The organism is Parundibacterium terreum (assembly GCF_014636315.1).
Classification (GTDB): domain Bacteria; phylum Pseudomonadota; class Gammaproteobacteria; order Burkholderiales; family Burkholderiaceae_D; genus Undibacterium; species Undibacterium terreum.
In genome coordinates, this window is sequence record NZ_BMED01000002.1 from 1 (window position 1) to 13,301 (window position 13,301).

General features: G+C 53.6%; 11 protein-coding genes. 2 read left to right on the top strand and 9 right to left on the bottom strand.

What is annotated here, in order from left to right:
- A partial coding sequence (locus tag IEW12_RS08990) for an EAL domain-containing protein (RefSeq protein WP_188565740.1) occupies nt 1-296 on the top strand: 296 nt, incomplete at its 5' end.
- Nucleotides 297-399: 103 nt separating this feature from the next.
- Here the strand turns inward: IEW12_RS08990 and IEW12_RS08995 are convergent.
- A complete protein-coding gene (locus IEW12_RS08995; RefSeq protein ID WP_188565741.1) occupies nt 400-849 on the bottom strand; it encodes a DUF5675 family protein in 450 nt (149 codons plus the stop codon).
- A 458-nt stretch (nt 850-1,307) separates the two neighbouring features.
- Between IEW12_RS08995 and aptA the strand changes: the two genes are divergently transcribed.
- Nucleotides 1,308-2,627: an omega-aminotransferase AptA gene (gene aptA, locus IEW12_RS09000; RefSeq protein WP_188565742.1), complete on the top strand. Its 1,320-nt coding sequence runs from the start codon at nt 1,308-1,310 to the stop codon at nt 2,625-2,627.
- Between the two features lie 67 nt (nt 2,628-2,694).
- Here the strand turns inward: aptA and IEW12_RS09005 are convergent, their stop codons facing one another.
- The 8 genes from IEW12_RS09005 to rimP all read right to left on the bottom strand — a co-directional run bounded on the left by IEW12_RS09005 (nt 2,695) and on the right by rimP (nt 12,951).
- Nucleotides 2,695-3,429, bottom strand: a complete 735-nt coding sequence (locus IEW12_RS09005; protein ID WP_188565743.1) for an rRNA pseudouridine synthase — start codon at nt 3,427-3,429, stop codon at nt 2,695-2,697.
- Nucleotides 3,430-3,519: 90 nt separating this feature from the next.
- Nucleotides 3,520-4,398 carry a DMT family transporter gene (locus IEW12_RS09010; RefSeq protein WP_229751018.1) on the bottom strand — a complete coding sequence of 293 codons (879 nt, stop codon included), beginning with the start codon at nt 4,396-4,398 and terminating at the stop codon, nt 3,520-3,522.
- A gap of 145 nt (nt 4,399-4,543) precedes the next feature.
- A complete protein-coding gene (gene typA, locus IEW12_RS09015; protein ID WP_188565744.1) occupies nt 4,544-6,379 on the bottom strand; it encodes a translational GTPase TypA in 1,836 nt (611 codons plus the stop codon).
- Nucleotides 6,380-6,521: 142 nt separating this feature from the next.
- Nucleotides 6,522-7,460, bottom strand: coding sequence for a tRNA pseudouridine(55) synthase TruB (gene truB, locus IEW12_RS09020; protein ID WP_188565745.1), 939 nt, complete (start codon nt 7,458-7,460; stop codon nt 6,522-6,524).
- A 48-nt stretch (nt 7,461-7,508) separates the two neighbouring features.
- Nucleotides 7,509-7,898: a 30S ribosome-binding factor RbfA gene (gene rbfA / locus IEW12_RS09025; RefSeq protein ID WP_188565746.1), complete on the bottom strand. Its 390-nt coding sequence runs from the start codon at nt 7,896-7,898 to the stop codon at nt 7,509-7,511.
- A 58-nt stretch (nt 7,899-7,956) separates the two neighbouring features.
- Entirely contained in the window at nt 7,957-10,860 is a 2,904-nt protein-coding gene (gene infB / locus IEW12_RS09030) for a translation initiation factor IF-2 (RefSeq protein WP_188565747.1), read from the bottom strand.
- 49 nt (nt 10,861-10,909) lie between these two features.
- Entirely contained in the window at nt 10,910-12,469 is a 1,560-nt protein-coding gene (nusA, locus tag IEW12_RS09035) for a transcription termination factor NusA (protein WP_188565748.1), read from the bottom strand.
- Nucleotides 12,466-12,951, bottom strand: a complete 486-nt coding sequence (rimP, locus tag IEW12_RS09040) for a ribosome maturation factor RimP (RefSeq protein WP_188565749.1) — start codon at nt 12,949-12,951, stop codon at nt 12,466-12,468. Before rimP ends, nusA begins: the two co-directional genes overlap by 4 nt.
- Nucleotides 12,952-13,301 lie beyond the last annotated feature (350 nt).

Here is a 13,301-nt window from a genome sequence, read left to right on the forward strand (position 1 = left end):
GTACCGGTTTCTCGTCGCTGAGCTATTTGCAGAAGCTGGATGTGGACAGGCTGAAGATAGACCGGGCGTTTGTCAATGAGATCAAGGATAGTTCGAGCGACGCCAGTATTGCGAAGATGGTGATCCAGCTGGGTCAGAACCTGGGCTTGTCGGTGATTGCGGAGGGGGTGGAGAGTGAGATGCAGGCGCAGACCTTGCGCTCCTTCGGCTGCCATCTGGCACAGGGCTATTTGTTTGCTAAACCTATGACCAGGGAGGATTTGCATTCCTGGCTGGCGCAGACCAAGCCGGCATAAATCAATTCACTGAAACAAAAAGGCGCCGGAGCATCAAGCTGGCGCCTTTTTATTTTCATGCCAGCGAAATAGCTGATCACCGGCACGTTCAATTTTTTTCAGTTCATTTTTCCTGCACCGACGCAGTCATCCCCGTTCTATTGCCCCACCGGGCAGTCAGCTCCGCCAATGTGGCAACACTGCCAGTTACACCCAGCCCATGCGGCGCTATGTCCACTATATCCCTGCCCACGGCAATGCAGCCTTTCACTTGAAACGGCCAGTTGGCATTATGGATTTCACACAGGCTACGCCCGCTTACCCCTTTGGGTATCATTTCGGGCGTGCCATAAATTCCCAGGGCGGGATTATGAAACACCACAGTCGGTCCATGCGCCGGCGACTGGTACGGTATCAACACGTACTCGCCGACAGGAATGCAGGAATGATTCGCCAGATTATTATTCCAGGGCTGTTCGCAGGTTGCGCAGAAAGGCTTGCCGTCGATGGAAAGCCGGCCATAGGTTCCATTTGCGTCGGACAGGCTTTTGTCACGGACGATGAGTATCTTCATGCTGCGCTCCTGAACTGTTTCATTGACGAGCTTGCCTGCTTATGCCAGCGACCAATAACCAATAGCCTTATGCGCAAAGCGCAGCCGGGGTCCGGCAAACTAAGCGTCACCTGAATAACAGGCTGCGAACGTGACGCAAAAAACCTGATAATTGACCTGGATGCGGCCTGGATGCGGCCCGGCGACTGATGAAAATAGTAGCAAGTATTTTTTGAATTGCAAACAAATAAGCTTAATTAATTATTATCAGACGCTTTAATTGCTCAGTCGAAATTTATTGCAATCAGGCCAGAGTGCATCCCGCACAATCCACCACGCCCTCATGTATTTCCTTTTGGAGTATATTAATATCAGCAATTAAACTAATTAACCAAGCATTTGCTGTCAAAATAAGTGGGCCTGTCTACGCAAGACTTACTTAGGTCAATTTTATTCTCCTATACGATGGATGAAACACTATGAGCACACCACTGAACACAGAACATTTCTGGATGCCTTTCAGCGCCAACCGGCAATTCAAATCCAAACCGCGCCTGATGGTAGCGGCAGAAGGCATGCATTACACGACCGACGACGGGCGCAAGATACTGGATGGAACTGCGGGCTTGTGGTGCGTGAATGCCGGGCACTCTCATCCCAAGATCGTCAGTGCGATACAGCAGCAGGCAGCCAAAATGGATTTCGCGCCCACCTTCCAGATGGGGCATCCGCTGGCCTTTGAGGCGGCCACTGCGCTGGTGTCAATTTCCCCATCCGGCTTGAACCGCGTCTTCTTTTGCAACGACGGCTCAGAAGGTGTGGATACCGCACTGAAGATTGCCCTCGCCTATCACCGCGTGCGCGGAGATGGCATGCGCCACAGGCTGATAGGCCGCGAGCGCGGCTATCATGGCGTCGGTTTCGGCGGCATCTCGGTCGGCGGCATCGCCGGTAACCGCAAGCACTTCGGTCCTGCCCTGCCCGCGGTGGATCATCTGCGCCATCCTCTGAACATTGCAAAAAACGCTTTCAGCCGCGGCCTGCCTGAACATGGCGCAGAAATGGCGGATGAACTGGAACAGCGTCTGCTGGCCTTGCATGATCCATCAACCGTTGCAGCAGTCATTGTAGAACCCCTGCAGGGATCGACAGGCGTGATCCTGCCGCCTAAAGGCTATCTGCAAAAGCTGCGCAGCATTTGCGACAAATACGGCATCCTGCTGATTTTTGATGAAGTGATCACTGGCTTTGGCCGCCTCGGCAATGCTTTCGCTGCCGACCATTTCGACGTTGTGCCCGACATGATAGTCTGCGCAAAAGGCTTGACCAATGCCGCAGTTCCCATGGGAGCTGTCATCGTCAAACAAGAGATCCATGACGCTTTCATGTCGGCAGCTCCTGAAAATACGATAGAGTTCTTCCACGGTTATACCTATACGGCACATCCGCTGGCCTGCGCTGCGGCTATTGCGACGATAGACGTGTACAAGGAACAAAAACTGTTTGAACGCGCGGCAGATCATGCCTCTTATTTCGAAGATGCGGCGCATAGCCTGAAGGGACTTCCCTTCGTCAAGGACGTTCGCAATCTCGGCCTGGTATGCGGCATAGAGCTGGAGAGCATTCCAGGCAAACCGGGCAGCCGGGCCTTTGATGTATTCTTAAAATGCTTCTGGGAGCAAGGCGTGCTGATACGCACTACCGGCGACATCATTGCATTGTCGCCACCGCTGATCATAGAAAAACAGCAGATCGATCAGCTATTCGGATCGATCGCCAATGTGCTGAAGGCCCAATAAGAGAACCGGCAAGAGCAACACTAAAGAGTATCCGCATGCGCCTGCTCCAACGGGCAGGAGCATCGCTTCAGAATTTTTCGTAGCCGAGCAGGTAGCGCCATTGCCCAGCTGGCAAACTCGCCATAGGCAGGCGCCCGATACGGATACGCTTCATTGCCACCACGGTCAGCCCCACCTTTTCGCACATATGCTGGATAAGACCCAGCGGAGGCGTTTTCAATGCAAAGCGCAGCCGGGTTTCATTTTGCCAACTGACCTTGATCGGCGGCAAAGCCTTACCGTTAAAGTTCAAGCCATGATTCAGTAGCGCCAGTCCATCTGCCTGCATGGTGCCCGATACCTCGACAATGTATTCATACTCGACCTTGGCAGCATCGTCGACCAGCTTGCGGGACACATGCCAGTCTTGTGTAAATACCTGCAAGCCGCTGGCCATCGTTTCCAGCGTGTCCACTGCTTTCAGCCCCAGCAGGTGCTTCTTCAGGAAGCGCAGACCGGAGCGGTCGCCCGGCATCAGGTTTTCTGCTGCGATCAGCGCCATCGCCGGGCTGATGCTGATCGCGGATGGAATGCTGCTAATGCCTACCGGTTTGTGCAGCAGTATCGTCACCGGCTCGCTATCCTGCAGGCTGGCACCCGGCAGCAGCTCCAGTTTTTGTGCAGCGTCCATCCGGAAGCCCGGCTCTTCGACAAGAATGCCATCCACCGTCACCCAGCCGCCTTCGATATAGATTTCGGCTTCACGCCGTGAGCATCCGAGCTGGGCAGCGAGTTGTTTTGCGAGACGTAGAGTTTCTGACATGGAGGAAGGAAAATTGAATAGAAAAGAAAATAAAAGCCGCCGGATAATACCCGAGATTACGCCGAAACATCCGTGACACCAAGGACGATCTTACACATCTTCCTTCAGCGCCAGCAGCTCGTTAAAAACCAATGCAGCCAAAACGACTCCACCGCCCGCCAGGGTCTCGGCGGCAGGAACCTCGCCCGCACCCAACCAGGCCCAGATAGGCCCCAGCAGAACCTCCAGCAAAGCCAGCAAGGAAATCTCAGGCGCGGACAGATGCCGTGAAGCACTGACCATCAGCATACAGGGGAAGCCCAGTTGCAATACGCCAAGGACGGCGAGGATGAATATGTCATGCAAGGAGGCTTGTAGCGGCAATGCAAACGGCAGCATCAGGCAGCCGGAAATCACGCCGCCCACCAGGACGGCAGGAATCAGGTCCACCGATTTTCCCGCCTTTTTCAACACGATGACGTTGACTGAAGCCGCCACCGGTATGCCTACCGCTATCAGCATGCCAGCCAGGCCCTTTGCATCGACCCTGGACATGCCGCCGGCAAACATCCAGACCATGCCTATCAAAGCAACGGCAATGGCCAGCCAGGTACGTCCAGCAATCTTCTGATGCAAGATGATCCAGGCAAGCAAAGCCGTCAGCAAGGGCGACACGCTCATCACGATCAGCGTATTGGCAACGGTGGTCATCGTCAGCGCGATCATGAAACAGCAAAACATCACCGCCCACATGAAGCCTGAGGCCAGGCCAAACTTTCCCATGGACAGCAATCTCGCCACTGTCTGCGACCTGTGCTGCCATGCCAGCGCGCATGCAACGAACAGCGATGCGAACAGGCTGCGCCAGAATGTCACCTCGAAACCATGTGCGGCGTGCAATTGCCGCGTCAGCACACCGGCAATACTCCACAAACTGGCGGCAGTGATCATCAGGAACAGTGCTTTGCGATGGATTGCTTTTGTAGTCATCTCGGAATAGTAGTTTTTATTTTGACGGCTATTTTTCAAGACAAAAAAAAGCCCGTTATGATTACCCAGATGGGCAAAGCAAAACGGGCTTTTCCTTTACTGCCCCACCCTTACAGGCTAGGCAGCAGGTAGTGCAATTAGATGCTTATGCAGCGTCGCGCGATGCTTTCTTACGCTCATGCTCTTTCAGGAAGCGCTTGCGCAGACGAATGCTCTTAGGAGTAATTTCCACCAGTTCGTCGTCATCGATGAACTCAACCGCGTATTCCAGGGACATCTGGATAGGCGGTACCAGGCGTACCGCTTCATCCGTACCGGAAGAACGCACGTTGGTCAATTGCTTGCCCTTGATAGGGTTCACAACCAGGTCATTGTCACGGGAGTGGATACCGATGATCATGCCTTCATACACTGGGTCGTTATGGCTGACGAACATACGGCCGCGATCCTGCAGTTTCCAGATAGCGTAGGCAACAGCAGCGCCGTCATCCTGGGAGATCAGCACGCCGTTACGACGGCCGCCCAATTCACCCTTGGAATTGTCGACTGGTGCGTATTCGTCAAAAATGTGGCTCATCAAACCTGTACCGCGTGTCAGGGTCATGAATTCGCCCTGGAAGCCGATCAGGCCACGTGCTGGAATACGGTATTCCAGACGCACACGACCTTTGCCGTCCGGTTGCATGTCTTGCAGATCGCCGCGACGACGACCCAGCTCTTCCATCACACCACCCTGGTTGGCTTCTTCCACGTCAATGGACAGCATTTCAAACGGCTCGTGACGAACGCCATCCACCATTTTGAATACCACGCGTGGACGGGAAACAGCCAGCTCGTAACCTTCACGACGCATGTTTTCGATCAAAATCGTCAGATGCAACTCACCGCGGCCGGACACTTCAAATGTCGTGTCATCGCCAGTGTCTGTAACGCGCAGCGCAACGTTGGCTTTCAGTTCACGATCCAGGCGGTCACGGATCTGGCGGGAAGTTACAAACTTGCCTTCGCGGCCAGCCAATGGGGAGTTATTCACCATGAAGTTCATGTTCAAAGTAGGTTCATCCACTTTCAACATAGGCAGCGCATCCGGTGTTTCTACTGCGCAAACGGTAGTACCAATGCCCAGCTCTTCAATACCGTTGATCAATACGATGTCGCCGGCAACTGCTTCGTCCACCAACACGCGTTCCAGGCCTTTGAAATTCAATACCTGATTGATACGCGCCTTGCGTGGCGTGCTATCCGGGCCGTCCATGATCACAACGTCTTGCAGCGCTTTTACGCGGCCACGTGTGATACGGCCGATACCGATCTTGCCGACGTAGGAGTTGTAGTCCAGAGAAGAAATCTGCAATTGCAAAGGACCGTCAGGATCGTCGTCACGCACAGGAACGTGCTGCAACACCGCGTCGAACAGTGGATCCATATTGCCGCCACGCGCTTCCGCGTCCAGGCTGGCATAACCGTTCAGTGCGGAAGCGTAGACAACCGGGAAATCCAGCTGTTCGTCCGTCGCACCCAGTTTGTCGAACAATTCAAATGTCTGATTCACTACCCATTCTGTACGCGCGCTAGGACGGTCAACCTTGTTGACGACAACGATAGGTTTCAGACCCAGTGCCAGCGCCTTGCGAGTAACGAAACGTGTTTGCGGCATAGGGCCGTCAACCGCGTCAACCAGCAACAATACGCTATCAACCATGGACAATACGCGCTCAACCTCACCACCGAAGTCGGCATGGCCCGGTGTATCAACGATGTTGATATGCGTGCCCTTGTATTCCACTGCGCAGTTCTTCGCCAGAATCGTAATACCGCGTTCTTTTTCCAGATCATTGGAATCCATGACGCGGGTATCCACTTGCTGGTTCTCACGGAAAGTACCGGATTGACGCAGCAACTGGTCAACCAATGTTGTTTTACCGTGATCGACGTGGGCGATAATGGCGATGTTACGTATAGCGCGTTTTATATTTGACATGATAGCGATAGAGAGGGGTGATTCAGATAACCGAGGATTATAGCATGTTGCGATGCAAGAAACCCAAAACATCAATAACTTCAATGAGTTACTTACTTTATAGTGCTTACCAAGCTATTTTTCAGGGCTAAAAAGAAATAAATTACGACATTTGTGCTGTGGCAATCAGTCTTTCCGGGGCCAGGATGCCGTATTCCTGTAACTGGGCAGAGCCCAGCAACTGGCCATCGGACTCGCGGTACACGCGAACCCGGCCCGGTTTTTCAGGCAAAGCGACAGATTCTTTGCTCAAAGCAAGCCGCTGCCCCTGCAAAAAACGCTTCGCGAGAATCTCGTCCAGTCTGATTTCCGGGAAACTGGACAATAAAGCATCAACCGGTGCCAGCAGCGGATAACGCTGCTCTTCGGCCAGCTCATTCAGTGCATCCAGTGTAATCGACTCGGACAGTATCAGGTGGCCGACCTGGGTGCGCCGCAAAGCCTGCAGATGGGCTCCGCATCCCAGCGCATTTCCTATGTCCTCGCCAAGCACGCGTATGTAGGTGCCCTTGCTGCAGCGGACATTCAGCGTCAGGAAAGGCGCGTCATAACTGACCAGCTCCAGCATATGTATCGTTACCGCCCTGGCCTCGCGCTCCAGCGTGACGCCGGCGCGTGCATATTCATACAAGGGCTTGCCGTCGCGCTTCAGCGCGGAATACATGGGAGGAACCTGCTGTATATCGCCTTTGAATTGTTCCAGCACCGCCTGAATATCTGCGACCGTCACCGTCACCGGCTTGTTTTCGGTGACTTCACCTTCGGTATCGCCGGTGGTCGTGGTCAGCCCCAGATGAACAACGGTCTGGTAGGTCTTGTCGGCTTCCAGCAAGTCCTGGGAAAACTTGGTTGCCTCGCCAAAGCACAAAGGCAGCAAGCCGGTTGCAAAAGGATCAAGCGTTCCGGTATGCCCGGCTTTTTGCGCATTGAACAGGCGCTTGGCCTTGATCAATGCATCATTGCTGGATAAACCCACGGGTTTATCCAGTAGCAATACGCCGTGCACAGGTACACGAGTTCTTTTTTTAACCGGAGTCGTCATTTGAATTGGAATGCATGGCAAGCAGACTAGCCGCCCTGCCAATGGATCTTAGTCTTCGTCCGCGTCTTTGGCGCGAGTGGCATTCGCTTCATCAATCAGCTTGGACATCGCCATACCGCGCATCGTCGAAGTGTCATGGATAAAGTGCAATTGCGGAAGAGTATGAATATGCAGGCGCAAGCCCAGTTGCGCGCGCAGGAAGCCTGAGGCTTTCGCCAGTGCCTCTACGGTATTCTTGATTGCCGCAGGATCATCGGTCAGCGTGGTGAAATACACTTTTGCATGCGCATAATCCGGCGTCAGCTGCACTTCAGTCAGCGTGATCATGCCGACGCGAGGATCCTTTAATTCGGACCAGATAATTTCCGCCAGGTCACGTTGAATCTGATCTGCAACACGCAGACCGCGGCCGGGGATGGTTTTACTATGTTTTGCCATAAACTTTCATCACACACCATAAACGACGACTCCCGGCACATGCCGGGAGCCTGACGAATTACAGCGTACGTGCTACCTCTTGTACTTCAAATATTTCCAACTGATCGCCAACCTGGATATCGTTGTAACCTTTCAGGGACAGACCGCATTCGAAGCCAGCCCTGACTTCTTTTGCATCGTCTTTGAAACGCTTCAGCGAATCCAGCTCGCCGGTCCATGTCACTACGTTGTTGCGCAGCAAACGTACCGAGGAACCGCGCTTGACCAGGCCTTCTGTGACCAGGCAACCTGCAATCGCGCCAACTTTGCTGACCAGGAAAACCTGGCGCACTTCGACCATACCCAGGATGTGCTCGCGTTTTTCCGGAGTCAACATGCCAGACAATGCTGCCTTGATCTCGTCCACAGCATCGTAAATGATGTTGTAGTAACGGATGTCGACACCGTTGGATTCCGCCAGTTTGCGGGCAGATGCATCGGCACGTGTATTAAAGCCGATGATGACTGCCTTGGAAGCAACCGCCAAGTTGACGTCCGATTCAGAGATGCCGCCAACTGCTGCGTGAACCACTTGTACGCGTACTTCGTTGGTAGACAATTTCTGCAATGACTGCACCAAAGCTTCTTGCGAACCCTGCACGTCGGTCTTGACGATGATAGGCAGGTTTTTCAGCTCGCCCTCACCCATCTGTTCAAACATGTTTTCCAGTTTCGCAGCTTGCTGTTTAGCCAGTTTGACATCACGGAACTTACCTTGGCGGAACAGCGCAATTTCACGCGCTTTACGCTCATCAGTCATCACCATGACTTCTTCACCAGCCGACGGCACATCCGTCAAACCTTGAATCTCTACCGGAATCGAAGGACCGGCTTCCGAAATATTGGCGCCGACTTCATCCAGCATCGCACGAACGCGACCGTAAGAAGAACCCGCCAACACAACGTCGCCACGCTTCAAAGTACCTGATTGCACCAGGATCGTTGCAACCGCACCGCGGCCTTTATCCAGACGCGCTTCCACGACCAGACCTTTTGCAGGCGCATCTTTCGGCGCCTTCAGTTCCAGCACTTCGGCCTGCAACAATACCTGTTCCAGCAATGCATCTATACCGTCGCCTGTTTTGGCAGAGACCGGTACGAACGGAGAATCGCCGCCGTATTCTTCAGGCACAACGCTTTCGGCTACCAGTTCCTGCTTCACGCGGTCCAGATTCGCACCCGGTTTGTCGATCTTGTTGATCGCCACCACCAAAGGCACGCCGGCTGCTTTCGCGTGGGCAATCGCTTCCTTCGTTTGCGGCATCACGCCGTCGTCGGCTGCAACCACCAGAATAACGATATCTGTCGCTTTCGCACCGCGTGCACGCATCGCCGTAAAGGCTTCGTGACCCGGCGTATCCAGGAAGGTAATCATGCCGCGTGGAGTTTCCACGTGGTAGGCGCCGATGTGCTGTGTAATACCACCAGCCTCACCAGATGCAACCTTGGCGCGACGGATGTAATCCAGCAAAGATGTTTTACCGTGATCGACGTGACCCATCACCGTCACAACAGGTGCGCGCGGGAAGGATTCAAAATCGGCATGCTCGGTACCGTCTGCCAGCATCGCTTCCGGATCATCCAGTTTTGCAGCGAAAGCCTTGTGACCCATCTCTTCAACCAGGATCAATGCAGTTTCCTGATCCAGAACCTGGTTGATCGTTACCATCTGGCCCAGCTTCATCAATTGCTTGATCACTTCAGATGCCTTCACGGACATCTTGTGCGCCAACTCGGCAACAGTGATCGTTTCAGGAACGTAGACGTCCTTCACAATCGCTTCTACCGGAGCCTGGAAGTTGCTTTCGCGATCGTCATGGTGGCTGTTGCGACGACCACCCTTGCCGCTCTTCCAGCCATCACGGCCGCCGGAGGTATCGCCGCGGGTTTTGAGTCCGCCGCTACCGCGTTTTTTATCATCCTGCCAGGTCGAGGAAACATTCGCCGACTTGATCGATTTTTTGTCTGCAACGACAGGTTTCTTGTCGTCTTTAGCTGCAGTCACCGGCTTCTTGTCGCCAGGTTTCTTGTCGGCAGGCTTATGCAGCGTGCCTTCGGCAACTTTCGGCGCAACAGCAGCAACCGGCTCAGGCGCTTTCACCGGACGGCGCTGCGCATTCATCATTTCCTTGATCTGCGCCACTTCGTCAGCTACTTTTTTACGCGCGACTTCTGTCGCGGCGGCGCGCTCAGCGGCTTCCTTGGCTTCCACTGCCACTTTTTTCTTCAGCTCTTCTGCCGCCAGACGTTTTTTGTCGTCATCAGCAGCAGCCGGTTTTGCTTCGACAGGCTTGGCTTCCACCGGCTTGGCATCGGCTTTTGCATCCGCAGCAGGCTTGACTTCTTCCTTCTTCGCAGCAGCAGCTTCAGCGCGTGCTTTTTCCTCGGCTTCGGCTTCTGCCTTGGCTTCGGCAGCAGCCGCCAGCTCAGCTTCGCGCATCGCCTTGGCTTGCGCTTCTTTCTCAGCTTCCAGCTTGGCCAGGTGAGCCTGCTTCTCCAGCAGCTCTGCTTCCTGACGCGCTACCAGCTCCGCTTCGCGGCGGATTTCTTCTTCGCTAGGCGCGGCTTCTACTGCATCGGCCGTTGCCGGACGATGCGCCAGTTCTTCTGCGGTCGGCTCGTCACGTTTGACGAAAGTACGCTTCTTGCGAACTTCCACTTGTATCGTGCGTGATTTGCCAGTGGCGTCAGCCTGCTTGATCTCTGTGGTTTCTTTGCGTGTCAGCGTGATCTTTTTCTTTTCAGCATCGGCAGAGACACCGTGCGAACGACGCAAATGATCCAGCAGCCGATCTTTATCTTCCTTCGACAACGAATCGGACGTCGAGCTTTTACTGACGCCTGCGGCACGCAATTGCGTGAGCAGCAAATCCGCTGACATCTTCAGCTCGGTGGCAAATTGGGCTACATTGTTACTCGCCATTCAGTCCTCTTTTTCTATGTGCGCGTTATGATAGTGAAACTCGTTTTTACTACTTGGCTTCTACGAGTTTCCAGGCTTTGGCCAACAACGCCTTCGCCTGTTCATCATATTTAGCGTCGATGAGCTTCATCTCATCATCGGTCACATCTTCAAATGCATTTTTAATCAATTGGCGCGCACGATCAGCCGACAATGCCAAAATCGCTCCAAACTCGTCATACGCCAGACCTGCAAATTGTTCCAGGGTCTTGATGCCCGCCAGACCCAGCTTGCCAGCTGTCACACGGCTCATGCCGTCGAGGTTGATCAGCGCATCCTCCACGCCTTCAACACCCTCTTCCGATGCAATCGCTTCCGTCAACAGCGCATCCCGTGCACGGTTGCGCAATTCGTTGACCGTATCTTCGTCAAATGCGTCAATTTCCAGCATTTCGCTGATAGGCACATAGGCGATCTCTTCCAGGCTGGAGAAACCTTCATCAACCAGGATGTCTGCAACTTCCTGATCAACGTCCAGTCTTTCCATGAACAGCACGCGGATACCGGCAGTTTCCTGCGCAGCCTTGTTCGCGGACTCTTCAGCCGTCATGATATTAATCTGCCAGCCAGTCAACTCGGCTGCCAGGCGCACGTTCTGGCCGCTTCGGCCAATCGCGATCGCGAGGTTTTCCTCGTCCACTACCACGTCCATGCCATGCTTCTCTTCATCTACCATGATGGAAGAAACATTAGCCGGCGCCAGCGCGCCGATCACGAACTGCGCCGGATCTTCCGACCACAGCACGATATCAACACGTTCGCCACCGAGCTCGCCGGTCACTGCCTGCACGCGCGAACCGCGCATGCCGACGCAAGTACCGATAGGATCGATACGCTTGTCATTGGTGAACACAGCAATCTTTGCACGCACGCCAGGATCACGGGCAGCCGATTTGATGACCAGGGAGCCTTGCTCAATCTCAGGCACTTCCAGCTCAAACAGCTTCATGATGAATTCCGGCGCTGTACGCGACAAAATCACTTGAGGGCCGCGTGCATTGCGATCGATACGCAGGATGTAGGCGCGCACACGGTCGCCGACGCGCAGATTTTCCTTGGGAATCATCTGGTCGCGCGGCAGGCGGGCTTCAATCTTGCCGGATTCGACAACTGCTTCGCCGCGTTCCATGCGCTTGATCGTACCTGTCACCAGCGAATCGCCGCGCTCCAGAAAATCAGCCAGAATCTGCTCGCGCTCAGCATCACGAATGCGCTGCAATACCACTTGCTTGGTATCTTGTGCAAAGCGGCGGCCAAAGTCAACGGACTCGATCGCTTCTTCGATGTACTCATCCACTTCGATATCGGGAATTTGCTCAACCGCTTCAAAGTGCAGGATTTCCTGGTCAGGCAACTGCAAACCAGCGTCGTCCGGCACAACGTGCCAGCGGCGGAAGGACTCGAATTCGCCGGATTCGCGATCGATAGCTACGCGAATATCAACTTCACCCTCGTAGCGCTTCTTGGTTGCTTGCGCCAATGCGTGCTCCAGTGCACCAAAGACGATATCCTTGTCGACGTTTTTTTCACGCGCCAGCACATCAACCAATAACAAAACTTCGCGACTCATGCTTTGCGACTCCTAAAATCCACTTGCGGCACCAAACGTGCCTTATCCACATCGGCGAGCGTAAACTCCAGCATTGCCGCCCCGTCTTTACCTTCAAATTCCAGCTTCAGCGTATCGCCTTCAGGCTCATGCAATACACCTTCAAATGTCTTGCGGTTTGGCGTTCCTGGCATAGGCAAGCGCAACTTGATCGTTACCTTCTCGCCCACAAAACGCACAAAATCACCAAACTTGGTCAACGGCCTGTCCAACCCCGGAGAAGATATCTCCAGTCGCTCGTAATTCACATTTTCGACCGTCAATACGTGGGACAACTGATGGCTGACCTTTTCACAGTCTTCGACCGTGATATTGCCCTTCTCTATGTCCGCAGGCAAAAAGTCGATGTACACCCTGAACAGGCCGCGCTCGGCTTGTTCAAAGTCCACCAGATCGTAACCGGTGCCATTGACAGTCTTTTCTATTAATTCCCGCAACTGCAAAGCTATTCTCCAAAAGTGCAATTAAAGCCACCAAACACACATGCGAATCTCGCATGCCAAAATCGCCGCGCCAAAAAAAAATGGGCAAAGCCCATCTTTTTAATGCAATGCCACGCAAACGACTTATGAACCAATGGTGCATTCAATGCGGCAAAATCTGCTAACTACAAGATTATAAACGATTATTTACTCTATCGCAATGACAAAAGTTCTCTGTCAGAGCTAGATTCACAGTTCGTAATCGAATCTGAATCCAGAGCAACAATATTTTCTTTGCATTAAAGAAAAAGCAAATCAAATCACCGTCCAAAAGCCTGATCACAAGGCGGCTGATGCCGCCATATGAAAAA

Coding starts and splice junctions, on each gene's coding strand:
- rbfA (WP_188565746.1), bottom strand. CDS start 7,898: ATGGCAAAACATAGTAAAACCATCCCCGGCCGCGGTCTGCGTGTTGCA.
- IEW12_RS09005 (WP_188565743.1), bottom strand. CDS start 3,429: ATGTCAGAAACTCTACGTCTCGCAAAACAACTCGCTGCCCAGCTCGGA.
- infB (WP_188565747.1), bottom strand. CDS start 10,860: ATGGCGAGTAACAATGTAGCCCAATTTGCCACCGAGCTGAAGATGTCA.
- IEW12_RS08995 (WP_188565741.1), bottom strand. CDS start 849: ATGAAGATACTCATCGTCCGTGACAAAAGCCTGTCCGACGCAAATGGA.
- nusA (WP_188565748.1), bottom strand. CDS start 12,469: ATGAGTCGCGAAGTTTTGTTATTGGTTGATGTGCTGGCGCGTGAAAAA.
- typA (WP_188565744.1), bottom strand. CDS start 6,379: ATGTCAAATATAAAACGCGCTATACGTAACATCGCCATTATCGCCCAC.
- truB (WP_188565745.1), bottom strand. CDS start 7,460: ATGACGACTCCGGTTAAAAAAAGAACTCGTGTACCTGTGCACGGCGTA.
- IEW12_RS09010 (WP_229751018.1), bottom strand. CDS start 4,398: ATGACTACAAAAGCAATCCATCGCAAAGCACTGTTCCTGATGATCACT.
- aptA (WP_188565742.1), top strand. CDS start 1,308: ATGAGCACACCACTGAACACAGAACATTTCTGGATGCCTTTCAGCGCC.